Source organism: Brevundimonas sp., assembly GCF_035999125.1.
Classification (GTDB): domain Bacteria; phylum Pseudomonadota; class Alphaproteobacteria; order Caulobacterales; family Caulobacteraceae; genus Brevundimonas.
In genome coordinates this window covers 47,939-71,244 of record NZ_DASYGX010000005.1, presented here as the reverse complement: position 1 = coordinate 71,244, position 23,306 = coordinate 47,939, and the positions used below count along the sequence as shown (strand labels likewise).

Sequence of the window (23,306 nt, the reverse complement as noted above, 5' to 3'; positions counted from 1 at the left end):
GGCGCGAGAATGCCGCCGGGCCGGTTAAGAAAGCCTAACGCGGCGTTAGCCATGAACGGCCCGATGCGCTCTCTATTCCTCCGTCGCCAACGCCGCGTTCTGCTGGTTCGGCGGGGTCACCACGATGCCGGCGGGCGCGGGCGCCAGGGCGGCGAGGTTCCCGCCGGCGCGCAGAACGTCGAAGGCGCGCTCCAGCTGATAGTCCTTGTCCTCGGGCCATTCCTCGCCCGGCGCTTCCTGCGGCACGTGGGGGCCGCGACGTTCCGCGCCGATCGAGGCGTCCAGCGAGTTGGCGTAGGCCGCCTCGGAATAGACGAACGACGACCGCGACACGATCCGTGCCTCGGCGGCCGAGCGCGACACCTCCAGATCCGGCTCGATGCCGATCTTCTGGATGGAGCGGCCGGAAGGCGTGTAGTAGCGCGCCGTGGTGATCGACAGGGCTCCGTCCTGGCCGCCGCGCAGCGGGATCACCGTCTGCACCGACCCCTTGCCGAAGCTGGTCAGGCCGACGATCGTCGCCCGCTCATGGTCCTTCAGCGCGCCGGCGACGATCTCCGACGCCGAGGCCGAGCCGTAGTTGACCAGCACGACGACCGGCTTGCCGTCGGTCAGGTCGCCCGGCCGGGCCGACCAGCGGTCGATCTGGTCGGGACGGCGGCCGCGCTGGCTGACGATCTCGCCGCGCTCCAGGAAGGCGTCGGACACGCCCACCGCCGCCGACAGCAGACCGCCGCCGTTGTTGCGCAGGTCGACGACGTAACCCTCGATGCCGGGGTTGGTCGTCTTCAGCTCGCCGATCACGCGGTTCAGGTCGCGCACCGTGTTGTCGTCGAAGGTCGAGATGCGGATGACGGCGAAGCCGCCCTCCATGCGGCCGGTCACCGACTCGATCTTGATGATCTCGCGCGTCAGGGTGACCTCAAGAGGGTCCGAGCCGTCGCGCAGGAAGGTGACGTTCACGCTGGTGCCCGGCGCGCCGCGCAGCTTTTCCGACACGTCCGACACGCTGAGGCCCGCGGCGCTGACGCCGTCGATGGTGGAGATGACGTCGCCGGCCTGGACGCCCGCGCGCGCGGCGGGGCCGCCGTCCATGGGCGAGATGACCTTCACCAGCCCCGCCTCGGAGCTGATGGTCAGGCCGACGCCGGAGTACTGTCCCTCCGTCCGCTCGCGCAGGTCGTCGAAGCCGGCGGGGGCCAGATAGCTGGAGTGCGGGTCCAGCGCGGTCATCATGCCGCCCAGCGCCGCCTCGATCAGCTTCTTGTTGTCGACCGGCACGACGTAGGCCTGCTCGACCACGGCCAGAACGTCGCCGAACAGCTCCAGCATCCGGAAGGTCTCGTTGCGCGGCGTCTGGGCCACGGCGGTCACGGCGACGGCGCCGATCGCCAAGGCGGCGCAGCCGGCGATGAGGGATTTGCGCATCGGGTCTCGCATCTTCGTCTAAGGCGCGCGGGCGCGCGGGGGGAGGAAACTTGAATGATCGGGGCCGGCGCGGCGGAAACAAGGCGCGTCGGCGTCGCATTCATAAAATCAGCGTCATCCGGCGCGGGCCAGAGATTTCGCGCGAAAGGTCACCCGCCGTCCAAGAAGCGTCCCGGATCGACCGGCGCCTCCTGCCGCCGAAGTTCGAACTGCAGGGGCTCGCCGGCGCGCGTCGCGCCCAGCGCCTGGCCCGCCTCCACCCGGTCGCCGGTCGAGACGGACAGGTCGGCCAGACCGAGGATCACCGCCTGCCAGCCGTCGCCGAGGTCCAGGATCACCAAGCGGCCCCAGGCCTCGTGCGGTCCGGCCCAGGCCACGCGGGCGAGGGCCGGGGCGACGGCGGGCCCGCCGGTCCCGACCCAGCGCCAGCCGGGCACGTCGCGTCCGAAACGGGCGGCGGGCGGTCCGGACGTCGGCGGCGTCAGGCGCGACCGGCCGCCGGGCAGGGCCGAGACGCGGGCGGCGGCGTCGGGCGGGACCACGGGCACGGCGGCCCCCAGGCGACGCAGGCGGGCCTCCAGCGCGGCGACCTCCTGCCGCGCGGCGCGCGCCTCGGCGGCCAGGACGACGGCGCGGGCACGCCGGTCGCCGCGCCGGTCGGAGGCCAGGGCCGCCCGCTCGCCCGCCGCGCTGTCGGCGGCCAGCGCTCCGGCCTGGGACAGCAGCACGGTCCGGCGCTCGCGCGCCAGGGCGGTCCGGCGCGCCTGCAGCGGCCGGGCCTGATCCTCGATCGCCACCGCCGCCTCGCGCATCAGCAGGGCCGCGCGTCGCGCGTCGACGGCCCGGGCGGCGGGCACGATCAGCGGCGGCGGCGGGCGTCGCATCAGGCGCTGCAGGGCCGCCAGCAGCCGCCCCTGTCGCGCGCGCAGACCCGCCAAAGCCGACAGCACCGGCGCCTCACGCGCCGCCACGGCGTCCAGTCGGGCCCGATCGGCGGACGGGGTCGCGTCGATCAAGGGGGTCGAGGCGGCGGCGCGCTCCGCCGCGCGGGCCTCCACCTCCAGCCGACGCAGCCGCACCACGGCGTCGCGGTACTGGGCCTGAAGCCGCGCGGCCTCGCGTTCGGGCGGCGCGGGCTGACCGGCCGCAGGAACCGCCGCCAGCGTCAGGCACAGGGCCGGGATCAGGAACCGCCGCATCAATCGCGATGATAGGGCGATCCGGCCAGAATGGTCACGGCGCGATAGATCTGTTCGGCCAGCATGGCGCGGGCCAGGGCGTGCGGCCAGGTCTGGGGGCCGAAGGCGAGTGTGGAGGCGGCGGCGGCGCGCACGCTCTCGTCAAGCCCGTCGGCGCCGCCGATGGCGAAGACCACGCGCCTTTCGCCCCGGTCGCGCAGGGCGACCAGATGCTCGGCGAAGGCCCGGCTGGAAAAGGTCTTTCCGCGCTCGTCGCAGGCGATCAGGTGGGCGCCCTCGGCCGCCTTCAGGATCAGCTCCGCCTCCGGCGCCTTGCCGGGCTTGCGGGGGTCCAGATCGACGAGGTCCAGCGGGCCGAGGCCCAGCGCCCGGCCTGCAAGTCCGGCGCGCTCGGCATAGTCGGCGGCCAGCGTCGCCTCGGGCCCACGCCCGGCCCTGCCGATGGCGACGACCGCCAGCCTCACGCCGTCAGGCGCGGGTTTCGGCGCGGTGGCCGCTGTCGACGGCCCAGATCTTCTCGATGTTGTAGAAGGCGCGCACTTCCGGACGGAACAGGTGGACGATCACGTCGCCGGCGTCGATCAGCACCCAGTCGCAGTGCGGCAGGCCCTCGACCCGCGCCTTGCCCAGGCCGTGATCTTTGAGCACCCGCAGGAGGTGATCGGCCAGGGCGCCGACGTGGCGGTGCGACCGGCCGGACGCCACGATCATGGCGTCGGACATGGACGATTTGCCCTTCAGGTCGATCAGCACGATCTCCTGGGCCTTGTCCTCGTCGAGTTTGGTCAGCAGCGCCTGTTCCAGCGACGTCGCCCCGACCGGCAGGGGGGCGTCGGTCCCGTCCTCGGGACGCAGCGGCGGAAGAGGCTCGGACTCGTGCGCCATGTTCGACACGGCGGGCGCGCGGGGCGCGGAAGACGGGGACAGCTGGGGACTCCGATCGGGTGAACGTGAAGGGCGACCCTAGCACATGGGCCGCCCAGCGTCACCCGCCCGCCGTCTGGGCCGTCTGTTTCTCCCTCAGACCCGCGTCAGACGCAGGTCGTGGAAGTCGTAGCTGAAGTCGGCGTCCGGGCTGACCGCCTTCATCGTGGCGCGCACGGGGCGGCTTTCCTCAAGCTCGAAGGTGACGAAGACGTCCTCTTCCCGCGTGTCGGGGAACCGGGTGCGGAAGGTGTCGCCGTCATAGGGTTCCAGCGGCCCCTTCAGCGCCGGCGACCGCGTGAAGGCCAGCCACAGCTGCGTGTCGCGCGCCTGGATCGTCACGTCGCCGTACCAGGGATCGCGCCAGTTTCCGGCATAGGCCGAGCCGGGCAGCGACGGCGGGGCGCCGGCCGCCTGCTTGGCGTCGATCTCGGCCGCCGCGGCGATCGAGCGGGCGTTCCCTTCGGTCTCCAGCCGTTTGGAGTCCGCGATCCAGTCGAACGCGGGGCCGTTGCGGGTCGGGCCCATGACCACGTCGGCGATGCCCGAGCGCAGGGCGCGCAGCAGCAGGCTCTCTTCGGCATTGCTGAAATAGCTGAAGCCGACGTTGCGCCCGGGCAGCAGGACGGTGCCGGAGATGCCGCCCGGCGACCCGCCGCCGTGGGTGATCATCCGCTCGCCGCGATAGTCCATGACCTGCCAGCCGGCCGCATAGGTGGCGGCGATGGCGCGCCCGGGCAGATCGGGCGTCGGGCCGGCCGAGGAGCCGACGATGATGTTGGGCCGCCACATCTCGCGGCCCTGCGCCTCGCTGAACAGGCGCGTGCCGTCGGGCAGGGCGCCGTTCGCCAGCTGGACCGCCATCCATCTGGCCCAATCGACCGCGTTGGTCATGAAGCCCCCGGCGGCCCCGGCCGAGGTCCAGTTCCAGACCTCCTGCACGCTGTCGCCGATGCGGGTCATGGGGCCCTGATAGCGCAGCGGCGGCCCGACGCGGCCGTGCGGCAGGGCGCACTTGGCCGGGTCCGCGTTGACCATCACCGGCAGGGTGTCGGCCATGCCCAGACGATCCAGGATGCGCGTCTGGACGAAGGTCTCCCACGGCATGCCCGAGGCGGCGGCCACCACCTCTCCGGCCACGATGAACATCAGGTTGCAGTAGTGGTAGCGGGCGCGGAACTGGTCCTCGATCGGCACCTTGTCGACCACGGCCATGATCTCGGCGCGCGTCCGGTCCGAGTTCGGCCAGAACAGCAGGTCTCCGGCGCCCAGGCCGAAGCCGATCCGGTGGCTGACCAGATCGCGCACGGTGATCAGGTCGTTCAGCTCCGGCTTCGACAGTGCGAACCCGGGCAGGTGGGTCCGCACCGGCTCGTCCCACTTCACCTTGCCCTCGTCGACCAGAATGGCCAGGGCGGCGCAGGTGACGGCCTTGGTGTTCGAAGCCACGGCGAACAGGGTCCGTTCGTCGACCGGCGCCGGGCGATCCATGGCCTTCCTGCCGTATCCGCGCGTCAGGACCGGCCGGCCGTCCTTGACCACCGCGACCGACAGGCCGGGGTTTTCGGGCCACGCCTCCAGACACTGGCGCACATAGGCGTCGACGGCGTCGGCCAGAGCCGCGTCGTCGTTGGCGGCGTCCTGCGCCCAGGCGACCTTGGGCAGGGCGGCGGCCGCGCCGGCCGAGGCGAACAGGGCGGAACGCCGGGTGAGGCGAACGGACATGGATGCGGCTCCCGAAGACTGCGGGCGGACGCTAGCTTGCGCCCGCCCGGCCGTCCATCAGGCCTGCATGGTCCAGCCCTCGACGCCCATGGCCGCCTGACGCACGGCCTCGGAGCGGGTCGGGTGGGGGTGGCAGGTGCGGGCCAGGTCCTCGGACGCGCCGCCGAAGGCCATCAGCACGCAGGCCTCGCCGATCAGCTCCCCGGCCTGAGGGCCGAGGATGTGGACGCCCAGCACGCGGTCGGTGGCGGCGTCGGCCAGCACCTTCGCGAAGCCTTCGGTCTCGTGGTTGATCTTGGCGCGGCTGTTGGCGGTGAAGGGGAACTTGCCGGACTTGTAGGCCACGCCCTCGGCCTTCAGCTGGTCCTCGGTCTTGCCGACCCAGGCGGCCTCCGGGAAGGTGTAGACCACGCTGGGCACCAGGTCGTAGTCGACGTGGCCGGCCTTGCCGGCGATCAGCTCGATCACCGCCACGCCGTCCTCCTCCGCCTTGTGGGCCAGCATCGGACCGTGGGTCACGTCGCCGATCACCCAGACGCCGTCCGCCACCTTGAAGTGGTCGTTGGCCACGAAGCCGCGCGCGTCCGGCTTTGCGCCCACGGTCTCCAGGCCCAGACCCTCCGTGTACGGACGGCGCCCGATGGCCACCAGAACGACGTCGCCGGTCAGGGTCTCGGCTTCGCCGCCCTTCGCGGGCTCGACCGTCAGATCGACGCCGCCCGCGCTCACGGTCGCGCCCGTGACCTTTGTCCCCAGCTTGAACTTCATGCCCTGCTTGGTCAGGGCGCGCTGGAAGGCGGTCGCCATGTCGGCGTCCATGCCGGGGGTGATGCGGTCCAGGAACTCCACCACCGTGACCTCAGCGCCGAGGCGGCGCCAGACCGAGCCCAGCTCCAGCCCGATGATGCCCGCGCCGACCACGATCAGCTTCTGCGGCACCGTCGGCAGCGCCAGGGCGCCGGTGGAATCGACCACCTTGCCGTCGGCGAAGGCGACGCCCGGCAGCGGCGTGGGCTCCGACCCCGTGGCGATCACCACGTGCTTCGTGCGGTAGGTGGCGGCGCCGTCAGCGCCTTCGACGACGACCTTGCCCGGGCCGTCCAGGCGGCCTCGGCCCTTCAGCCAGTCGACCTTGTTCTTCTTGAACAGGAACTCGATGCCCTTGGTCAGGGCGGTGACGCTGTCCTGCTTCTGGCTCATCATCTGGCCGAGGTTCAGCTTGGGCGAGACGTCGATGCCCAGGCCGGCGAAGTCCTTCGACGCCGCCTCGAACAGCTCCGACGCGTGCAGCAGGGCCTTGGACGGCATGCAGCCGACGTTCAGGCAGGTGCCGCCCAGGGTGGGCCGCATCTCGACGCAGGCGACCTTCAGGCCCAGCTGGCCCGCGCGGATCGCGGCGTTGTAGCCGCCCGGCCCGCCGCCGATGATGATGACGTCGTAGTCGGCGGTTTGGGCGTCGGCCATGGTATCCTCGAACGGCGGGAGAGCGCGCGCGCGGAACCTAACCATCGGCAGCGCGGAATCAACCGCGCGACGGCCTCAGATGGCCAGTTGCCCCGGCGTGCGCGCCCGTCGACGCCGCCGCGTGGCGACGACGATCAGCACGCCCAGCACGACCAGCCCGCCCAGCAGCAGCCATAGCGGATCGATGCCCGCGGAAGCGCCTGCGTCGATCGGCACGGACATCGGCCCGGCATCCTTGGCGAAGGAATCGGCGGATCGGCTCGACGCCGCGCCGCCCCGCCCGCGCTCGATCGCCAGACGCAGGGCGGCGTCGGCGAGGAATCCCAGGAAATAGGCCACCGCTGCGCGCGGGTTGCCCGAACCCAGCATCGCCGCCGCGATCAGGTACAGAGCCACCGCGCCCAGCCACAGGGCGCCGGTCATCAACCCGCCGGAACCCATCTCGGCCCCCACGCGGGTCAGGGCCGCGCCAGGATCGGCGCCCTCCAGCAGCGGCGAGACGAAGGGCCAGGCCAGCCAGCCCGCATAGGCCAGCACGGCCAGCAGCAGAACCACCCGAAGAAGCCTCATGGCGTCGCCTTTCCCGTTTCGGGACGATCAAACCTCAAAAGCGCCGCGCCCGCAAAGTCCGTCAGCCGGCGACGGGCAGGTCCAGCGTCACGGCGGTTCCGGCGCCCGGCGCGGTTTCGACGGCCAAGGCGCCGCCCGACTGGCGGGCGAAGGCGTGCGCCTGGGACAGGCCCAGACCGGCCGCGCCCTCGCGCGTGGTGAAGAAGGGTTCGACCGCGCGGCGGGCGACGTCGGCCTCCATGCCCGGCCCGTCGTCGCGGACGGTCAGGCGCACGGTCGCGTCGTCCTCGCGCGACAGGCGCACGGCGACGGATCCCGCGCCGCCCGTGGCCTGGGCGGCGTTGGTGACCAGGGCGGCCAGCGCGCCTTCCAGCGCGACCGGATCGACGCGCGCGACCAGGGGATCGGCCGGCGCCTCGACCATCAGGTCCACGGTCGGACCCGCGACCAGACGCAGCTTGCCCTCCAGTCCGCGAACCACCGCGCCGAGATCGATCATCTGCACCGGCATGGCGTCGTCGCCCTCGGCGAAGGCGGCAAGGCGGCGGGTCAGGGCCTCGCCCCGCTGGCCGGCGGCCAGGGCGGCGCGGCCGAGGCGACGCACGCGCTCGGGCTCGTCGGCCTGACGGACCATCATGTCCAGCGCGCTGGTCATGACGCCCAGCAGGGCGTGGAAATCCTGGCTGACGCCGCCGGTCAGGCGTCCGACGCCCTCCAGCCGGCGCGCGGCCTCCAGCTCGGCCTGGGCCTCGGCGCGCGCGCGGGCGGAGTCGGCCTCGGCCGTCTCGACGCGGGCGCGCAGGGCGTCCAGTTCGGGGCGCAGATCCTCGACGGGCTCGGACGGGACCGGTTCGACCGACGCGTCGGCGTCAGGTCCGGCGCGTTCACCCGCGGCCAGCAGGGCCTCCACGGCGCCGTCGTCGGACATCAGGGGCAGCAGGCGCCAGCGCGTGCCGGCGGTTCGGCCGGAACGGACGTCCAGCGGCTCCGCCTCGCCGGCCGGGGCGGCCAGGGCGGCGCGCAGCGTCTGCCGCGCCTCAACGCGCTCGTCTTCGCCCAGGAACAGGTCGGCGAAGTCGCCGCCCAGGATCAGGTCCTCGCGTCCGCTCAGCGACCGCGCCACCGGATTGGCCTCGCGCACCCGCCCATCCGGGTCGAGGACCACCAGGGCGCTGGAGGCGGAGTCGAACACGCGACGGACCAGGCCGTCGGACGCGGACGCCTCGGCGGCGACGGGCGCCTCCGGCTCCATGACCGGCTGGGTCAGGCCGTCGGTTTCGACGATGGCGGCGGTGGAGCCGATGATCTCGCCCGTCCCCGTCTCGATCGGCATGGCCGTGACCGAGACCAGCATCTTGCGGCGGGTGGCCGGGTTGGCCAGCAGGTGCTGGAACCCCTTGACCGTCTGGCCGCGCAGGGCCCGCGCGCTGGGCAGCAGGTCGGGTGGAATGGGCCGACCGTCGGGATAGGTGATGCCCCAGGTGGCCGAGTGGAAGCGCAGGCCCAGCAGTTCGGCGTCGCGCCGGCCCAGCAGCTGATGCGCGGCGCGGTTGGCGAAGACGAACTTGCCCTGTTTGTCGGTCTCGACCAGGGCCACGGGAATGGCGTTCAGGATTTCGAGCAGGCGCGTCTCGGCCGTTTCGGCGCGGCGCACGGCGGCGTCCAGCGCCCCGCCGGTCGCCTCCGTCCGCGTCTTTCGGGTCAGGGCCCAGATCCAGGCCAGAAGCGCCACGACGTGACCGGCCACCGCCAGCACGGCGAAGACCAGGGTCCAGTCGATCTGACCTTCCATGACCATGACGTCGCGCGCTCCATCCCGAAATGAGGCGCCCGGCGGCGCCCCTCGGGCTTCTTGCAAGAGGCGAACCGCTCGCCCCCAAGGCGACTAGAACGGGGCCGCGGCGCGGTCCAGCGTCGCCGTCTCGTTTCGACACGAAGAAGGGGCCGGACGTCGCCGCCCGGCCCCCTCGACGCTCTCGGGTCGCCCCGGATCAGGCTCAGAACGCGAGACGCATCACCAGTTGGTACACCGGTCCGGCTTCCTCGGTTTCGATCTCGTACTCGTCGTAGTCGCGGGAGATCTGGTCGGCGACGTTCTCGAACTTGTCGAACGTCTCGTCCTTGGAGGAGTCCAGCAGGTTCGAACCGGTCAGACGGACCACGACGTTGGAGCCGAACTGCTTCTCGACGAAGATTTCCAGATCGGCGCCGTAGGAGGTGGTGACTTCCTCGGCCAGCACGCGGCTGAAGGCGTCGCCCTGCTTGCGATAGCTGGCGCCGAAGGCCGCGCCCCAGGTCGGCAGATCCTGGGTGAAGCCGACGCTGTAGACGTAGTCGGACTGGCTGTTGAAGCGACGCTCGCCGATGAAATCGGTGATTTCGGAGTCCAGCCAGGAGTAGTTCAGGAACACGCCGGTCGATTCCAGACCGATGAAGTCCAGCGGGGTCGAGAGGTCGAACTCGACGCCGTAGACCTTGCCGTCGCCGACGTTGTCGACGGTGTAGACGAATGTGCCCGCGCCGCCCGATCCGGTCACGCCCGTGTTGGTCTCTTCCACCAGGTCCTGGATGTCGCGGTAGAAGACGTTGATGCCGGCGACGCCGCGACGGCCCAGGCGACGCTCGAAGCCCAGGTCGAAGCCGGTCGAGATTTCAGCCTTCAGGTCCGGGTTGCCGACGAAGTCGCTGTCGCCGAACTCTTCCTCCAAGACCGCCGGGGACAGGCGGTTGAAGCTGGGGCGGCGCACGGTGCGGGCGGCCGAGAAGATGATGCGGTCGTTCTCGTTCAGCGCCCAGCGGAAGCTGGCCGACGGCAGCAGTTCCGCCTCGTCGCTCTCGTTGACCTGATCGGCCGGAGCGGCCGTGCGGTCGGTGATGGTCAGGTCGGTCGTCTCATAGCGCAGACCGGCTTCCCAGGTCAGGGCGCCGTTCTCGCCGGACAGCATGACGTAAGGGTCGAGGCGGTTCTCCTCGATCGTCACGTCGCCGCCGGGAACGGGGGTCGAGGGCCCGAAGGCCGGCACGGCCGGGCGCGGGGCGGGAGCGTTCGGCACGTTGAAACGGATGCGCGGCGTCTCGGTGACGAGGGCGTCGCGGGTCTTCCAGTTGCCCTGCAGGCCGAACTCCAGCTCCATGCCGTCGGACAGATCGATCTCGTGCTCGATCGCGGCCTTCCACTCCTCGTCCTGGATGTCGACGGTGGTCGAGTCGAGGGTGTAGCGGTCCTCGTCCGGGAAGATGATGGCGTCGCGCAGATATTCGGACTCGCCCTCGAACTCGTACTGCTCGTCGCTGATCGACGCATAGGCCAGCTTGAACTCGGTCTCGCCGCCCAGCATGTCGCGCTCATAGCCGGTGCGGAGCGACAGGTTGTCGGTGCGGATGTCCAGGTCGTTGTCGTTGATGGTCAGCAGGTTGGCGTTGGTCTCGATCCCGCCGCGGTATTCGATCGAGTCTTCGTCCTGATACCGGTCGGTGCGCACGAAGACGCCGGCCAGTTCGAACTCGCCGCCGGCCACGTCCGCGGCGTAGGACGCATTGAAGGCGTAGTCGGTGCCGTCGCGCACGTCGGTCTGCACCTCGGTGTTCTGGATCGTGCCGCCCGGTTCGTCATAGCGGATCGAGTACTTGTCCTTGGGGTTGCGGCGGTCCTGGACGTTGGCGCCCAGAAGCAGGCGGCCGCCCAGGGCCTGTCCGCCCCAGACCGCCCATAGGTGCCGCCCCATTCGCCGTACTCGCTGTCCGGGAACATGATGGCGCCCAGACGCACATAGCCGCCGTCCAGAGACAGGGCGTCGCGCAGAACGATGTTGACCGTGCCCGCGACCGCGTCGCCCGACCGGTTGGCCGAGGACGAGCGCACCACCTCGACCCGCTCGATCAGTTCGGCGGGGATGCGGTCCACGAAGAAGGAGCGGTCGACGCCGGCGCCGGGCACTTCCTCGCCGTCGATCAGGATCTTGGTGTAGCCCGGATCCAGGCCGCGCAGGCGCGCGCCGTCGGATTCCAGAACGTCGGACAGGAAGGTGACGGACGGCACGCGCTTCAGGGCGTCGCCGACGGTCAGGGGCTCGAACCGCTGGAAATACTCGCGATCGTAGGACAGCGTCGGCGCGGTGTCGTCCGTCCGGTTCCGGAGCACGGGGCGACCGGTGACGATGACGTCCTCGACGGCGGTGACCGGGCCCTGGGCTTCCTGGGCCTGGACGGCCGTGGCGATGGCGAGCGGCGCGAGCGCGGCGCCCATGAACAGCTTGATGCGCATGGATGTGCTTCCCCGATGGCCGGGCGACGTTCCGCCTCGGACCTGACCGCCGGTCGTTAGGTGGGCATCACGACGTTATGGCGAAGGTTGCATGACGCCCTCGTCGCGCGCCGATCTCCGTTTTGTGACGTTGCCGCCAAGCCGCGCTCATGCCCTTGACCCGGCGCGGCGCGGATGCGACCGCCGCGGCGTCACCTGGGGGAAATCACCATGCGCCTGTCCGTCCTGACCGCCGCCGCCGCCCTGCTGGCCGCCTGTTCGACCGTCGAGGTTCCGGGCCCCGGAGCGCCGGTTCAGGCCCGCCTGGAAACGCCCGCCGTCGGCACGGACAACGCCGACGCCGCCGACGATCCGGCGATCTGGGCCTCCAGCGCGCCGGTGACGATCGGCGAGGTCACGTCGAAGGGGTTCGTGCTGGGCACCGACAAGAAGGCCGGGCTCTATGTTTACGGCCTGGACGGACAGGTGATGCAGTTCCTGCCCGACGGCCTTCTGAACAACGTCGATCTGATCGAAGGCTTTTCTGTCGGGGGGCGTCCGCACGTCCTGATCGGCGCCAGCGACCGGGGCCCGGGCCGGATGGGCGTGTCCTTCTATCTCTATGGGCCCGGCGATGCGTCGGTACGGCCTTGGGGCGTCGTGCCCTATGACGTGACCGAGCCCTACGGCTTCTGCTTCGGCCGGCTGAACGGCCAGACCCACGCGATCCTGGTCTCCAAGGACGGTGAGGTGGTGCAGTCGGTGATCACGGCCGGGGCCGACGGGAATCCGGCCATGCGGGTGGTCCGCCGATTCCAGGTCGGCTCGATCTCCGAAGGGTGCGTGGTGGATGAGCCGTCCGGCTCCCTGTTCGTCAACGAGGAGCTGGTCGGCGTCTGGCGCTATGGTTTCGACCCGGCCTCCGGCGATTCGCGCACCCAGGTGCAGGCGATCGACGGCGACCGCCTGACCGCCGACGTCGAGGGCGCGACGATCCTGGTCGACGGCGCGACCCGGTACCTGATCGCGTCCAGCCAGGGCGACAGCGGCTTCGCGGTCTGGCGGCTGGAGGCGAACGGCCCGGCATGGGTCGGCCGCTTCGCCGTGCACGACGGCGTCGTGGACGGGGTGACGGGCACCGACGGCCTGGATGCCTTGGGAGGCCCGGTCGGCGACGCCTTCCCGCAGGGGCTGATCGTGGTCCAGGACGACGTGAACCCGGGCGGCGCGCAGAACTTCAAATACGTCGATTGGCGCGACGTGAAGACGGCGATGGGTCTTTAGGCGGAGACCTCGGGCGACGACCTGCGCCTCAGGCCGTAATACAGACCGATGCCGGCCGGGATCAGCCAGTAGGCGAAGCCGGGCGCCCAGGGCGCCGCGACCAGCAGGGGCGAGGCCGCCAGCCCGGCCGAGACCAGCCCCGCCGCCACGCACAGGATCCAGATGTCTCGCGCCGCGCTCAGAGCGCCGCGGGCCGCTGCGTCGTGGGCGTGCGGCCTGCCCACGTGGTTCAGCAGGACGAACAGCCCGCTCAGAAAGGCGAACCCGACTCCGTAGGAGACGAAGATGCCGCGAAGGTCGCCGATCGACCGGATCAGCTCGCCCCCCGGCAAGCGTCCGCCGGAGATCCAGCCCATGCCCGTCTCGGTCAGCAGGCGCAGCGGGAAGACGTAGACCAGAACGGTGAAGACGATGGCCAGGCTGATCAGGCCGATCGCTCCGCCGCGCTGGGACGTCAACCGACCGAAGCCGCGATGCGACGCCCAGAACATCGTCACCAGGGCGAAGCCGGCGGCGAAGGCCGGCACGTGCGACAGCGCCCGCCCCAGGTCCGCGAACGACGTCAGCGGCTCGGCCCCGGCGATGATCAGCAGAGTGACGGCGAAGGCGAAGGCCGCGTCCACGAAGGCGTCCAGCCTCCTGCCCGCCTCGCGCTCGACCGCGTCGGAATGATCCATGTCCGCCTCCCGTCCCCGTGGATCGAGGCTGGCGCAAGCCGGGGGCGAAAACAAGAAAGGCCCCGCCGGAGCGGAGCCTTCTTGCGCTCAAGAAGCGAGCGACCGCGTGGTGAGCGGTAGCGCGCCGGAATGCTTCGACTGGAGCGGGCGAGGCGATTCGAACGCCCGACCCTCACCTTGGCAAGGTGATGCTCTACCCCTGAGCTACGCCCGCGCTCTCAGTCGAGAGCGGGGCGTATAGCGGACCCGCCACACGCCCCGCAAGGGGGTTCTTCGCAACTTTCGCCCCGACGTGCGGCCCGTGAGGCCTCGCCGCTCGAGGGCGGTCCGCGACCTATTCCCGGTTGCCCATGAAGGCGAGCAGAAACTGGAACAGGTTCACGAAGTTGATGAACAGGGCCAGGGCGCCGAAGCCGGTGGCCACGGCCATGGCCGCCTGGTTTCCGCCCAGGGCGTAGTAGGTCATCTTCAAGCGCTGGGTGTCGTAGGCGATCAGGCCCGAGAAGATCAGCACGCCGGCGGCGGAGATGATCCAGTACAGGGTGGCCGAGCCGAGGAACATGTTCACCACCGAGGCGATGATCAGGCCGATCACGGCCATGATCAGGAAGGTTCCGATCGGCGAGAGGTCGCGCTTGGTGGTGTAGCCGAACAGGCTCAGACCACCGAACGCCGCCGCCGTGACGAAGAAGGTCGAGGCGATCGAGGCGTCGGTGTAGCGCAGGAACAGCAGGCCCATGCCGGCGCCGATCGAGGCGACCACGGCCCAGTACAGCAGATTCACGCCGCGCGCGGACGGGTTCTTCATGAAGAACATGGAGCCGAACAGCAGGACCAGCGGGGCGAACTGCACCACCATGCCCAGAACCGTCAGGCCGATCCGGCCGTCGGGCATGCGGGCGAAGAACAGCTGCTGCACCGGCTCGTAGTTGCCGGTGACCCACGCCAAGGCGCCGGCGACCACGAGGCCCAGCGCCAGCTTGTTGTAGACGCCCAGCATGAAGGCGCGCAGGCCGGCGTCGACGGACATGTCGGCCGTGCGCGGCAGCGGGCGGGCGTATCCGTTGTTGAAGTCGCTCATCGCGAGTTCGATCTCCCAAAACTCCCCGGAGGCTCCGGGTTCGGTTGTGAATATCGTGGCCGGCCGGGGCTGACGCAAGGAAAACCGGACTTGGGGGCCGGCGATCCGGGCGCTACGAAAGGCCGCATGATCCGGCTGTTCGCCGCCCTGGCCCTTCCCTTCGACCTGGCCGAACCGCTGACGCGGCGTCAGACCGGCCTGCCCGGCGCGCGCTGGCGGCCGGTAGAGGCCCTGCACGTGACCCTGGCCTTCTACGGCGAGGTCGGCGAGCGGTCGGCCGACGATCTGGCGGCCGAACTGGAGCGCGCCGCGACCGGCGGCCCGTTCGAGCTGGTCCTCGGCGGCGTCGGCGCCTTCGGCGAGGGCCACCGGACCCACGCGATCTGGGCCGGGGTCGCGGCCAACGAGCAGCTGAACGTCCTGGCCGGGCGCTGCCGCGCGGCGGGCGAGCGGGCGGGGCTGAAGCTGGAAACTCGCGCCTACAGGCCGCACGTCACCCTGGCCTATCTGAAGCCGCAGGCGGATCCGGCCCGCATCGGCGCCTGGATCACCAACCACAACCTTCTGGCCTCGCCGCCCGCGCGGGTCGACCGGTTCGGGCTGTATTCCAGCGTCCTGACCCACGACGGCAGCCACTATGAGCTGGAACGGGAGTATCTGCTGTGACCGACGGGACCGCGCCCGGGCCGACGCTGGAGACGGAGCGCCTGATCCTGCGTCCGACGGCGATGGCCGACTTCCCGCGCTGGGCGGAGATGATGTCGGATCCGGAAGCGGCGCGCTTCATCGGCGGGGTCCAGCCGGCCGAGACGGCGTGGCGCGGCTTCATGACCATGGCCGGCGCCTGGGCGACCACCGGCGTGGCGATGTTCAGCCTGATCGAGAAGTCCTCAGGCCTTTGGGTCGGCCGGATCGGACCCTGGACCCCGCTGGGCTGGCCGGGGACCGAGGTCGGCTGGGGCCTGCATCCCGACGCGCAAGGGAAGGGATACGGCGTCGAGGCGGCGACGGCGGCGCTCGACTACGCCTTCGACGTGCTGGGCTGGACCGAGGTCATCCACTGCATCGATCCGGACAATGTGCCGTCGCAGCGGCTGGCGGAACGGCTGGGCTCCACCAACCTGGGCCCGACGCAGCTGCCGCCGCCGTTTCAGGACGCGCCGGTCGACAAGTGGGGCCAGACGCGGGACCAGTGGCGGGCGCGGGGCAACCCTTGAGCTCGCGTTCGCGTATCTGACGGATCGACCACACCAGGAGACCGCCCTTGCGACACGTCCTCGCCGCCGCCGCCGCGCTGACGCTGGCCCTGACCGCCCCCGACGCCCAGGCCCAGGTCTCGGGTCTGGAGCTGAACCGGTTCGACGGGACCTGGTTCGAGATCGCCCGCAGCCCCAACGACGTGCAAAAGGATTGCCGCCGGGCTCAGATCGACTTCACGCCGACGTCGCGCGCCGACCGTTACGGCCTGACGGTCACCTGCGTTCGCGCCGCCGACGGACGCAGCGAGATCCTGCGCGCCGATGCCCGAATCGATCCGGACAACAACGCCAAGTTCCGATTCACGATGCGCGGCCTGCTGAGCTTCGGCGGCCTGGCGGGCCAGAACTACTGGGTCTATGCGCACGCGCCCGACTACAGCTGGGCCATCCTGGCCCTGCCGAACAAGTCCGACTGGTGGATCTGGCACCGCAGCCAGAGCCCCTCCGCCGCCGTCCGCAGCCAGACCCTGGCCCGCGCGCGGCAACTGGGGCTGGACACCTCACGAGTGGTGACGACGGGCGGGTGAAGCGGCTTGCGAGGACACGTGACGAAGACGTAGGGTGAGATTGCCTTACGGCAGGAGACTTTTTGTCAGTTCTCGCACGCACCGCCTGATTCAGGCGCGCTCTTCGAAGGGAGAGCGCCCGGATGCCGCGACGCCCTTGGGCGCGCGCTTTTTCATGCCTGACATCATACAGCGAGAACTGCGTTGAACACCCTGAACATCAGGCCGCTTGCGGCCGAAGATCTGATTGCCGCGAAGGCCGTCGTCGATTCGACCGGCCTTTTTCCCGGCGAAATGCTCCACGACATGACGGCGGCCTATTTGGGCGCTGACTCCGGCGACGAACTCTGGTTCGTCGCGTCACGGAACGACGCGGTCATAGGTCTCGTCTACTGCGCCCCCGAACGACTGACCGACCGGACCTGGAACCTGCTTCTGATCGCCGTCCTCGATACGGAGCAGGGCAAGGGCGTCGGATCGCGCCTGACCGCTCACCTTGAGACCGCACTTTCAAACCGGAGAGAGCGACTCCTGCTGGTCGAAACCTCGGCCCTGCCGGAGTTCGACCGCACGCGGGCCGTTTACCGTAAACTCGGCTATGTCGAGGTGGCGCGCATTCCGGCCTTCTATGCGGCCGGAGAAGACAAGGTCGTGTTCTGGAAGATGCTGACCGGATGACGTCGCGGGGGCGGGCCTCGGCCCCGTCCCCCGTTCGACCGGACGCACATGTCCTTGACCTCCGGAACACAACCGGAACATATGCGGCCATGGCGGCCTCGGCTCTGCAGATCGATCTCGTCTTCTCCCGGCCGGAGACCACGCTGGCGGTGACGCGGGGGGCAGCGCGCCTGCTGGGCGACATGGGGTACGCGCCCCTGCTGGAAGTTGGCCTGCCCAACGGCCGGCGCGCCGACGTCATGGCGCTGGGCCCGCGCGGCGAGATCGTCATCGTCGAGGTGAAGTCGGGGGTCGAAGACTTCCGTTGCGACGGGAAGTGGCGCGAGTACGGCCCCTTCTGCGACGCCTTCTGGTTCGCCGTCGACCCCGGCTTTCCCCACGATCTGATCGAAAGCGACTGCGGCCTGATCGTCGCGGACCAGTTCGGGGGCGCGGTGGTGCGCGAGGCCACCCTCAGCCCACTGGCCCCGGCGCGCCGCAAGGCGCTGACGTTGGCGTTCGCTCGGCTTGGGGCGATGCGGGCGCTGAGGGGGTAGGTGTCAGGAGTCGAGCCTGGTCTGGACGCCGGCTGGTTCGTCACCAAGGACACGAAGGAAGGAAAGCCACCAAGGACACGAAGGGGCCTGTGCCCGTGGCCGCGCGCAGCGCCTTATCGTCCTGCGACGAAGAAATGCCTGCGGCGCTCCGCGCTGGGTTCCTTGGTGTCCTTAGTGGTCCTTGGTGTTCTTTGTGACGAACCAGCACTGCCAGATGCGAGCTCCGGCCCCGGCCGATGGCCGCTGCCTGGGCCCTACCGCGGCGCGCGCTTCGCCAGAATCCGCTGCAGCGTCCGCCGGTGCATGCCCAGGCGCCGCGCCGTTTCCGAGACGTTGTGGTCGCACAGCTCATAGACGCGCTGGATGTGCTCCCACCGCACGCGGTCGGCGCTCATGGGGTTCTCGGGCGGCTCGGGCGCCTCGCCGGTCATCAGCAGGGCCTTGACCACGTCGTCGGCGTCTGCGGGTTTCTGCAGATAGTCGACCGCGCCGGCCTTCACCGCCGCCACGGCGGTGGCGATGGCGCCGTACCCGGTCAGCATGACGATGCGCGCGTCCTCGCGCCGGTCGCGGATCATCTCGACGACCTTCAGACCGTTGCCGTCCTCCAGCCGCATGTCCAGCACGGCGAAGGCCGGCGCCCGCTGCGCCAGGGCCACGCCGGCCTCGGCCACCGACGCGGCGGTCACAACCTCGAACCCCCGGCTTTCCAGCGCGCGGCCCATGCGGTTGCGCAGGGCCTGATCGTCGTCGAGCAGGAGAAGCGACTTGTCGGCGAGCGCGGCCACGCGGGCGTCGGCGTCGGTCATGGGAAACTCCTTCGGGCCGTTCATCTCTTACCGTCCGCGTCCGGACGCAAGCGCCTCAGGCCGCCTGCGACGATTCGAGCGCCGGCCGGGGCCAGCGGACGGTGACGCGCGCGCCCCTCATCGGCGGATCGGCCTGTTCGGCTGAGCCGACGGACACCTCGCCCCCGCTGCGCTCCAGCAGGGTGCGGGCGATGAAGAAACCCAGACCCATTCCGCCCTGGCTGGGCGCGACGGGCGTGGCCGCAGGCGGTGGAGCGCCCTTGCGTCCCCGGCGCCCGGAGGCGGCCTGCGCCGCGGCGGCGATCTGGGCCGTCAGGGCGCGCCGCGCCTTGCCTTGGGGTCGGCTGGTCACATAGGGCTCGCCGAGACGCGGCAGGATGTCCTGCGCGAAGCCCGGTCCGTCGTCCAGCACCGAGATCTCGATCCATCCGGCGTCGATCGTCGCCTCGACCCTCACGGCGCCGGCCGCGAAGTCGGCGGCGTTCTCCACCAGGGTCGACAGGCCGTGCACCACCTCCGGCAGGCGGCGCACGTGCGGGGGCCGCTCGCCCGACCGGGTGCGCACCGCGGCCTCGAAGTCCAGGTCGAAGCCGCGATGCGGCTGGATCACCTCCTCCAGCAGAGCGCGCAGGCTGACCGCGCCCGAAAGCGCCCCGTCGTCCTCCGGCGCCTGGCTGAGGCGCTTCAGGATGTCGCGGCAGCGCTCGGCCTGCTCCAGGATCAGCTGGGCGTCCTCCAACAGGGCCGGGTCCGCCGAGGCGGCCCGCCGCATCTCCTTGGCCACGACCTGGATGGTGGCCAGCGGCGTGCCCAGCTCATGCGCCGCCGCCGCCGCCAAGCCGCCCAGCGCCGCCAGCCGCTGCTCGCGCTGCAGCACGTCCTGGGTGGTGGCCAGCGCCAGCTCCAGCTTCTCCGCATCGGCCGCCACGCGCCACGCGTAGGTGGCGGTGAAGACCACGCCCGTCACCAGCGCCAGGCCGATGCCGAAGCGATACAGCGGCGGCAGGTCCAGCTCCGTCCCCTTGGCCCACGGCAGGGGCATCGACCAGTGGAAAAGCGCCACCGCCGCCAGCAGGGCCAGCGCCCCCAGCGCCAGCGCCTGGCGCGCCGGCAGGGACGCCGCCGCCACCGTCACCGGCGCGACCAGCAGCAGGCAGAAGGGGTTTTGAAGCCCCCCGGTCAGCGCCAGCAGCACCGTCAGCTGGATCATGTCGAAGCCGAGGTGCAGCGCCGTGCGTCGGCCGTCCGCCGGATGCGGGTCCAGGCTCCGCAGCTCCGACGTGGCGTAAAGGTTGAAGCCCGCGCCCGCCGCGATCGCCGCCATGCACGCCATCAGCGGCAGATCGAAATGCAGGATGGCCGTGGCTACGAAGACGGTCGCGCTCTGCCCCGTCACCGCCATCCAGCGCAGGATGATCAGGGTGCGCAGCGACAGGCCCCGCCCGCGGCGCGGCAGGTCGGTCCAGCCCGGGCGGGCGGCGTGCGGCGCGGAGTCGGCTTCCAGAGGGCTCACCTCGCCCGTATAGACGCCGCGACTTCCCTTCACGACCCCGCCCCGGAGGCCTGCGTTGCCGCGCCGCACCGTCGTTCTGTTCGCCGCCGCCGTCTCCGGCATCGCCCTGGCCCTGGCCCTGGTCACCTTCCTCGTGGTCGGCGCGCGCGAAAAGGCGGCGCCGGCCGCCGGCGCGGCGGGCATGTCGATCCAGGCCGGCGGAACGGGCCAGCCCAAAGTCGGCGGCCCCTTCGTCCTGACCGATCAGGACGGGCGCCGGGTGACCGAAGACATCCTGAAGGACCGCTGGAGCCTGGTCTTCTTCGGCTTCTCCTACTGCCCCGACTACTGCCCGACGACCCTGGCCATGATCGACGTCACGAAGCGCGAACTGGGCGCCCAGGGCGAGGACCTGCAGGTGATCTTCGTCTCCGTGGACCCCGAGCGCGACACGCCGCAGATGCTGAAGAACTACCTCTCCAGCGAGGGCTTTCCGCCCGGCGTGATCGGCCTGACCGGCACGCCGGACCAGATCGCCTCGGTCGCCCGGGCCTACGGCGCCTATTACGAGAAGGTCGGCGAGGGCGAGGGCTACACCATGAACCACTCTCTCGCGATCTGGCTGATGGGCCCCGACGGCCGGTCGCGCATCAGCCTGAACCACCAGCTGGGGCCGGAGCGGACGGCGCAGCTGATCCGGAGCGCGCGCGCGCGCGGCTGACCGCGCCTTGCACATATAAGGATGTCTTTATATGTATGCGCTCCCCGCCCCGAGCCGGAGCCGTCCGTGAGCCGCACCACCTTTCATTTCACCTCGGAAAGCGTGTCCGAAGGGCACCCGGACAAGGTGGCCGACCGCATCTCCGACACGATCGTCGATCTGTTCCTGGCCCGCGACCCCGAGGCGCGCGTGGCGTGCGAGACCCTGACCACCACCGACCGAGTGATCCTCGCGGGCGAGATCCGGGTGAGAGGCGTCGGCGAGACGGACGCCCACGGCAAATGGGTCTGGGCCCCAGGCGTCGAGCGGCAGATCGAGGACGCGGTCCGAGCGGCCGTGAAGGACATCGGCTATGAGCAGGACGGCTTCCACTGGAAGACGTTCGAACTCTCAAACCATTTGCATGGCCAGTCGGTGGACATCGCCGTGGGCGTGGACGCGACCGACGACAAGGACGAGGGCGCCGGCGATCAGGGCATCATGTTCGGCTACGCCTCGAACGAGACGCCGGAGCTGATGCCGGCCACCCTGGCCTACAGCCACGAGATCCTGCGACGCCTAGCCGCCCTGCGCCACGCCGGCGAGAAGGCGCTGGAGCCCGACGCCAAGAGCCAGGTCACCCTGTTCTACGAGAGCGGTCGCCCGGTGCGCGCCACCTCGATCGTCGTCTCCACCCAGCACGCGAAGGGCCTGACCCAGGCCGACGTGCGCAAGGTCGTCGAGCCGGTGGTCCGTGACGTCCTTCCGGCCGATTTCATCACCGACCAGACCGTCTGGCACATCAATCCGACCGGCGTCTTCGAGATCGGCGGTCCCGACGGCGACACCGGTCTGACCGGCCGCAAGATCATCGTCGACACCTACGGCGGCGCGGCCCCGCATGGGGGCGGCGCCTTCTCGGGCAAGGATCCGACCAAGGTCGATCGCTCGGCCGCCTACGCCGCGCGCTATCTGGCCAAAAACGTGGTCGCCGCCGGTCTGGCCGACCGCTGCACCATCCAGCTGGCCTATGCCATCGGCGTGGCCCAGCCCCAGTCGGTCCACGTCGACCTGCACGGCACCGGCAAGATCGCCGAAGAAGTGCTGGAGCGCGAACTGCCGGCCCTGATCGGCGGCGCCACGCCGCGCGCCATCCGCACCCACCTGGGCCTCAACAGGCCGATCTACGCCCGCACCGCCGCCTATGGCCATTTCGGCCAGAAGCCGGACGCCGACGGCGGGTTCTCGTGGGAGAAGACCGATCTGGTCGACAGGCTGAAGGCGCTGGTCTGAAAGCGGCCGGGACTGGGGACTGGGGATCGGTGAGGTCACGGGCGACCAGCGCCGGCCTTCCCAGCCCCCAATCCCTAGTCCCCAGTACCCTCGGCGGCTATAGCCGCCCGATGTCCGCCCATCCGCCGCTCCGCTCCTTCGGCCGCATCAAGTCGCGCGCCGTGAAGCCGCGTCAGGCGGCGCTGTTCGACACCCTGCTGCCCTCCATCCGCGTGCCCGATCCGAAGGCGGGGCCGATCGATCCGGCGACCCTCATGCCCGACGCGACACATGTCTGGCTGGAGATCGGTTTCGGCGGCGGCGAGCACATGGCGGCGCAGGCGGCGCGCCGTCCGGACGTGCTGGTCATCGGCTGCGAGCCCTTCGTCAACGGCGTCGCCTCGGCCCTGCGCCACGTCGACGAGAGCGGCCTCAGGAACGTGCGCATCCACCCCGACGACGGACGTGACGTGGTCCATGCCCTGCCGGACGCGTCGCTGGACCGGGTCTTCATCCTGTTCCCCGACCCCTGGCAGAAGGCGCGGCACAACAAGCGCCGCCTGATCCAGCCGGAGTTCACGGCCGAGCTGGTCCGGGTGCTGAAGCCCGGCGGCCGTTTGCGCTTCGTCACCGACTGGAAGGACTACGCCGACTGGGCGCTGGAGCGGCTGCGGGCGACGCCGGGGCTGACCTGGCTGGCCGAAAGCGCCGACGACTGGCGGATCGCCCCGGCCGACCACGTCGTCACGCGCTATGAGGAGAAGCGGCTGGGCGACACCCCGCCGATCTTTCTGGAGTTCGAACTCACGTGACCCTGATCGACCTCAGCCACGTCATCGAGGACGGCATGGTGACCTACAAGGGTCTGCCCGCGCCGCACGTCTGCGACTGGCTGAGCCGCGAGGCGTCGCGGGCCGCCTATGATCCGGGCACGGAGTTCCAGATCGGCCAGATCACCATGGTCGGCAATACCGGGACCTATCTGGACACTCCGTTCCATCGGTACGCCGACGGCGAGGATCTGTCGCAGGTCGGGGTGGAGCGCGTCGCCGATCTGCCGGGCCTGGTGGTGCGCGTCGTCGACCGAATGGCGATCGACGGCGACCTGTTCGACGGTTTGGACGTCGCCGGCCGCGCTGTGCTGGTCCACACCGGCTGGAGCCGGCACTGGCGGACGGAGGCCTATTACGAGGGCCATCCCTTCCTGACGGCGGCTGCGGCGGATCGACTGGTCGAGGCGGGCGCGGCGCTGGTGGGCATCGACTCGCACAACATCGACGACACGCGCATCCGCGCCCGGCCGGTCCATTCCCGCCTGCTGGGCGCCGGCGTACCCATAGTGGAGCATATGCGCGGACTGGAGCTGTTGCCCGATGCCGGCTTCCGCTTCACCGCTTCGCCTCCCAAGGTGAAGGGTTTCGGTACGTTTCCGGTTCGGGCGTTCGCGGTGGTGGGGTGA

At 70.7% G+C, this 23,306-nt stretch carries 24 protein-coding genes and 1 tRNA gene; 10 read left to right on the top strand and 15 right to left on the bottom strand.

The genetic code is table 11. The features are described from left to right. Positions 1-72: 72 nt before the first annotated feature. The 10 genes from VGN45_RS03610 to VGN45_RS03565 form a co-directional block, all read right to left on the bottom strand. Positions 73-1,428, bottom strand: a complete 1,356-nt coding sequence (locus VGN45_RS03610; RefSeq protein WP_327459429.1) for a S41 family peptidase — start codon at positions 1,426-1,428, stop codon at positions 73-75. A 149-nt stretch (positions 1,429-1,577) separates the two neighbouring features. Next, positions 1,578-2,627: a M23 family metallopeptidase gene (locus VGN45_RS03605; protein ID WP_327459427.1), complete on the bottom strand. Its 1,050-nt coding sequence runs from the start codon at positions 2,625-2,627 to the stop codon at positions 1,578-1,580. Continuing rightward, positions 2,627-3,091 (bottom strand): 23S rRNA (pseudouridine(1915)-N(3))-methyltransferase RlmH, encoded by a 465-nt coding sequence (rlmH, locus tag VGN45_RS03600; RefSeq protein WP_327459424.1) that lies wholly within the window; start codon positions 3,089-3,091, stop codon positions 2,627-2,629. The genes VGN45_RS03605 and rlmH overlap by 1 nt, the downstream gene beginning before the upstream one ends. A 4-nt stretch (positions 3,092-3,095) precedes the next feature. After that, positions 3,096-3,512, bottom strand: coding sequence for a ribosome silencing factor (rsfS, locus tag VGN45_RS03595; protein ID WP_327459422.1), 417 nt, complete (start codon positions 3,510-3,512; stop codon positions 3,096-3,098). Between the two features lie 135 nt (positions 3,513-3,647). After that, entirely contained in the window at positions 3,648-5,276 is a 1,629-nt protein-coding gene (locus tag VGN45_RS03590) for a serine hydrolase (protein WP_327459419.1), read from the bottom strand. A 57-nt stretch (positions 5,277-5,333) separates the two neighbouring features. After that, entirely contained in the window at positions 5,334-6,740 is a 1,407-nt protein-coding gene (gene lpdA / locus VGN45_RS03585; protein ID WP_327459417.1) for a dihydrolipoyl dehydrogenase, read from the bottom strand. A 75-nt stretch (positions 6,741-6,815) separates the two neighbouring features. Beyond that, entirely contained in the window at positions 6,816-7,310 is a 495-nt protein-coding gene (locus tag VGN45_RS03580; RefSeq protein ID WP_327459415.1) for a hypothetical protein, read from the bottom strand. A 61-nt stretch (positions 7,311-7,371) separates the two neighbouring features. After that, complete coding sequence (locus VGN45_RS03575) at positions 7,372-9,108, bottom strand: ATP-binding protein (RefSeq protein ID WP_327459413.1); 1,737 nt, start codon at positions 9,106-9,108, stop codon at positions 7,372-7,374. Between the two features lie 199 nt (positions 9,109-9,307). Next, on the bottom strand, positions 9,308-10,792 hold the full coding sequence (locus VGN45_RS03570; protein ID WP_327459528.1) for a TonB-dependent receptor domain-containing protein: 1,485 nt from the start codon (positions 10,790-10,792) through the stop codon (positions 9,308-9,310). After that, the gene (locus VGN45_RS03565) at positions 10,717-11,574 is read right to left on the bottom strand and encodes a TonB-dependent receptor plug domain-containing protein (RefSeq protein ID WP_327459411.1); all 858 of its coding nucleotides are present in this window, start codon (positions 11,572-11,574) and stop codon (positions 10,717-10,719) included. Before VGN45_RS03565 ends, VGN45_RS03570 begins: the two co-directional genes overlap by 76 nt. A gap of 210 nt (positions 11,575-11,784) precedes the next feature. Here VGN45_RS03565 and VGN45_RS03560 point away from each other — a divergent pair, with 210 nt between their 5' ends. Continuing rightward, positions 11,785-12,837 carry a phytase gene (locus tag VGN45_RS03560; RefSeq protein WP_327459407.1) on the top strand — a complete coding sequence of 351 codons (1,053 nt, stop codon included), beginning with the start codon at positions 11,785-11,787 and terminating at the stop codon, positions 12,835-12,837. On the opposite strand, the gene VGN45_RS03555 is transcribed toward VGN45_RS03560, so the two are convergent. The 3 genes from VGN45_RS03555 to VGN45_RS03545 all read right to left on the bottom strand — a co-directional run bounded on the left by VGN45_RS03555 (position 12,834) and on the right by VGN45_RS03545 (position 14,595). After that, positions 12,834-13,514 carry a TMEM175 family protein gene (locus tag VGN45_RS03555; protein ID WP_327459404.1) on the bottom strand — a complete coding sequence of 227 codons (681 nt, stop codon included), beginning with the start codon at positions 13,512-13,514 and terminating at the stop codon, positions 12,834-12,836. The two genes, VGN45_RS03560 and VGN45_RS03555, sit on opposite strands and share 4 nt — an antisense overlap. 139 nt (positions 13,515-13,653) lie before the next feature. Next, positions 13,654-13,728: transfer RNA gene (locus VGN45_RS03550), tRNA-Gly, on the bottom strand. A gap of 120 nt (positions 13,729-13,848) precedes the next feature. Then, entirely contained in the window at positions 13,849-14,595 is a 747-nt protein-coding gene (locus tag VGN45_RS03545) for a Bax inhibitor-1/YccA family protein (protein ID WP_327459402.1), read from the bottom strand. A gap of 126 nt (positions 14,596-14,721) precedes the next feature. On the opposite strand from VGN45_RS03545, the gene thpR reads away from it, so the two are divergent. The 5 genes from thpR (at position 14,722) to mmcB (ending at position 17,574) form a co-directional block, all read left to right on the top strand. Then, positions 14,722-15,261: an RNA 2',3'-cyclic phosphodiesterase gene (gene thpR / locus VGN45_RS03540; protein ID WP_327459400.1), complete on the top strand. Its 540-nt coding sequence runs from the start codon at positions 14,722-14,724 to the stop codon at positions 15,259-15,261. Next, the gene (locus VGN45_RS03535; RefSeq protein WP_327459397.1) at positions 15,258-15,812 is read left to right on the top strand and encodes a GNAT family N-acetyltransferase; all 555 of its coding nucleotides are present in this window, start codon (positions 15,258-15,260) and stop codon (positions 15,810-15,812) included. Before thpR ends, VGN45_RS03535 begins: the two co-directional genes overlap by 4 nt. A gap of 47 nt (positions 15,813-15,859) precedes the next feature. After that, the gene (locus tag VGN45_RS03530) at positions 15,860-16,381 is read left to right on the top strand and encodes a lipocalin family protein (RefSeq protein WP_327459395.1); all 522 of its coding nucleotides are present in this window, start codon (positions 15,860-15,862) and stop codon (positions 16,379-16,381) included. A gap of 183 nt (positions 16,382-16,564) precedes the next feature. Then, positions 16,565-17,038, top strand: a complete 474-nt coding sequence (locus tag VGN45_RS03525; RefSeq protein WP_327459393.1) for a GNAT family N-acetyltransferase — start codon at positions 16,565-16,567, stop codon at positions 17,036-17,038. A gap of 89 nt (positions 17,039-17,127) precedes the next feature. Beyond that, positions 17,128-17,574, top strand: a complete 447-nt coding sequence (gene mmcB, locus VGN45_RS03520; RefSeq protein WP_327459391.1) for a DNA repair putative endonuclease MmcB — start codon at positions 17,128-17,130, stop codon at positions 17,572-17,574. A gap of 254 nt (positions 17,575-17,828) precedes the next feature. Here mmcB and VGN45_RS03515 read toward each other — a convergent pair whose 3' ends face one another. Both VGN45_RS03515 and VGN45_RS03510 read right to left on the bottom strand, forming a co-directional pair. Further along, positions 17,829-18,383 carry an ActR/PrrA/RegA family redox response regulator transcription factor gene (locus tag VGN45_RS03515; protein ID WP_327459389.1) on the bottom strand — a complete coding sequence of 185 codons (555 nt, stop codon included), beginning with the start codon at positions 18,381-18,383 and terminating at the stop codon, positions 17,829-17,831. 55 nt (positions 18,384-18,438) lie between these two features. Further along, a complete protein-coding gene (locus VGN45_RS03510) occupies positions 18,439-19,896 on the bottom strand; it encodes an ActS/PrrB/RegB family redox-sensitive histidine kinase (RefSeq protein WP_327459387.1) in 1,458 nt (485 codons plus the stop codon). A 55-nt stretch (positions 19,897-19,951) separates the two neighbouring features. Here VGN45_RS03510 and VGN45_RS03505 point away from each other — a divergent pair, with 55 nt between their 5' ends. The 4 genes from VGN45_RS03505 to VGN45_RS03490 all read left to right on the top strand — a co-directional run bounded on the left by VGN45_RS03505 (position 19,952) and on the right by VGN45_RS03490 (position 23,306). Next, positions 19,952-20,596, top strand: a complete 645-nt coding sequence (locus VGN45_RS03505) for an SCO family protein (RefSeq protein ID WP_327459384.1) — start codon at positions 19,952-19,954, stop codon at positions 20,594-20,596. Positions 20,597-20,662: 66 nt separating this feature from the next. Continuing rightward, positions 20,663-21,868: a methionine adenosyltransferase gene (metK, locus tag VGN45_RS03500; RefSeq protein ID WP_327459382.1), complete on the top strand. Its 1,206-nt coding sequence runs from the start codon at positions 20,663-20,665 to the stop codon at positions 21,866-21,868. 110 nt (positions 21,869-21,978) lie between these two features. Further along, positions 21,979-22,659 carry a tRNA (guanosine(46)-N7)-methyltransferase TrmB gene (trmB, locus tag VGN45_RS03495; RefSeq protein WP_327459380.1) on the top strand — a complete coding sequence of 227 codons (681 nt, stop codon included), beginning with the start codon at positions 21,979-21,981 and terminating at the stop codon, positions 22,657-22,659. Next, on the top strand, positions 22,656-23,306 hold the full coding sequence (locus tag VGN45_RS03490) for a cyclase family protein (protein WP_327459378.1): 651 nt from the start codon (positions 22,656-22,658) through the stop codon (positions 23,304-23,306). Before trmB ends, VGN45_RS03490 begins: the two co-directional genes overlap by 4 nt.

Excerpts from the sequence above, each read along its gene's own strand:
- VGN45_RS03610 (WP_327459429.1), bottom strand. The coding sequence starts at position 1,428 with ATGCGCAAATCCCTCATCGCCGGCTGCGCCGCCTTGGCGATCGGCGCC.
- VGN45_RS03605 (WP_327459427.1), bottom strand. The coding sequence starts at position 2,627 with ATGCGGCGGTTCCTGATCCCGGCCCTGTGCCTGACGCTGGCGGCGGTT.
- rsfS (WP_327459422.1), bottom strand. The coding sequence starts at position 3,512 with ATGGCGCACGAGTCCGAGCCTCTTCCGCCGCTGCGTCCCGAGGACGGG.
- VGN45_RS03590 (WP_327459419.1), bottom strand. The coding sequence starts at position 5,276 with ATGTCCGTTCGCCTCACCCGGCGTTCCGCCCTGTTCGCCTCGGCCGGC.
- lpdA (WP_327459417.1), bottom strand. The coding sequence starts at position 6,740 with ATGGCCGACGCCCAAACCGCCGACTACGACGTCATCATCATCGGCGGC.
- VGN45_RS03580 (WP_327459415.1), bottom strand. The coding sequence starts at position 7,310 with ATGAGGCTTCTTCGGGTGGTTCTGCTGCTGGCCGTGCTGGCCTATGCG.
- VGN45_RS03575 (WP_327459413.1), bottom strand. The coding sequence starts at position 9,108 with ATGGTCATGGAAGGTCAGATCGACTGGACCCTGGTCTTCGCCGTGCTG.
- VGN45_RS03565 (WP_327459411.1), bottom strand. The coding sequence starts at position 11,574 with ATGCGCATCAAGCTGTTCATGGGCGCCGCGCTCGCGCCGCTCGCCATC.
- VGN45_RS03560 (WP_327459407.1), top strand. The coding sequence starts at position 11,785 with ATGCGCCTGTCCGTCCTGACCGCCGCCGCCGCCCTGCTGGCCGCCTGT.
- VGN45_RS03555 (WP_327459404.1), bottom strand. The coding sequence starts at position 13,514 with ATGGATCATTCCGACGCGGTCGAGCGCGAGGCGGGCAGGAGGCTGGAC.
- VGN45_RS03545 (WP_327459402.1), bottom strand. The coding sequence starts at position 14,595 with ATGAGCGACTTCAACAACGGATACGCCCGCCCGCTGCCGCGCACGGCC.
- thpR (WP_327459400.1), top strand. The coding sequence starts at position 14,722 with ATGATCCGGCTGTTCGCCGCCCTGGCCCTTCCCTTCGACCTGGCCGAA.
- mmcB (WP_327459391.1), top strand. The coding sequence starts at position 17,128 with ATGGCGGCCTCGGCTCTGCAGATCGATCTCGTCTTCTCCCGGCCGGAG.
- VGN45_RS03515 (WP_327459389.1), bottom strand. The coding sequence starts at position 18,383 with ATGACCGACGCCGACGCCCGCGTGGCCGCGCTCGCCGACAAGTCGCTT.
- trmB (WP_327459380.1), top strand. The coding sequence starts at position 21,979 with ATGTCCGCCCATCCGCCGCTCCGCTCCTTCGGCCGCATCAAGTCGCGC.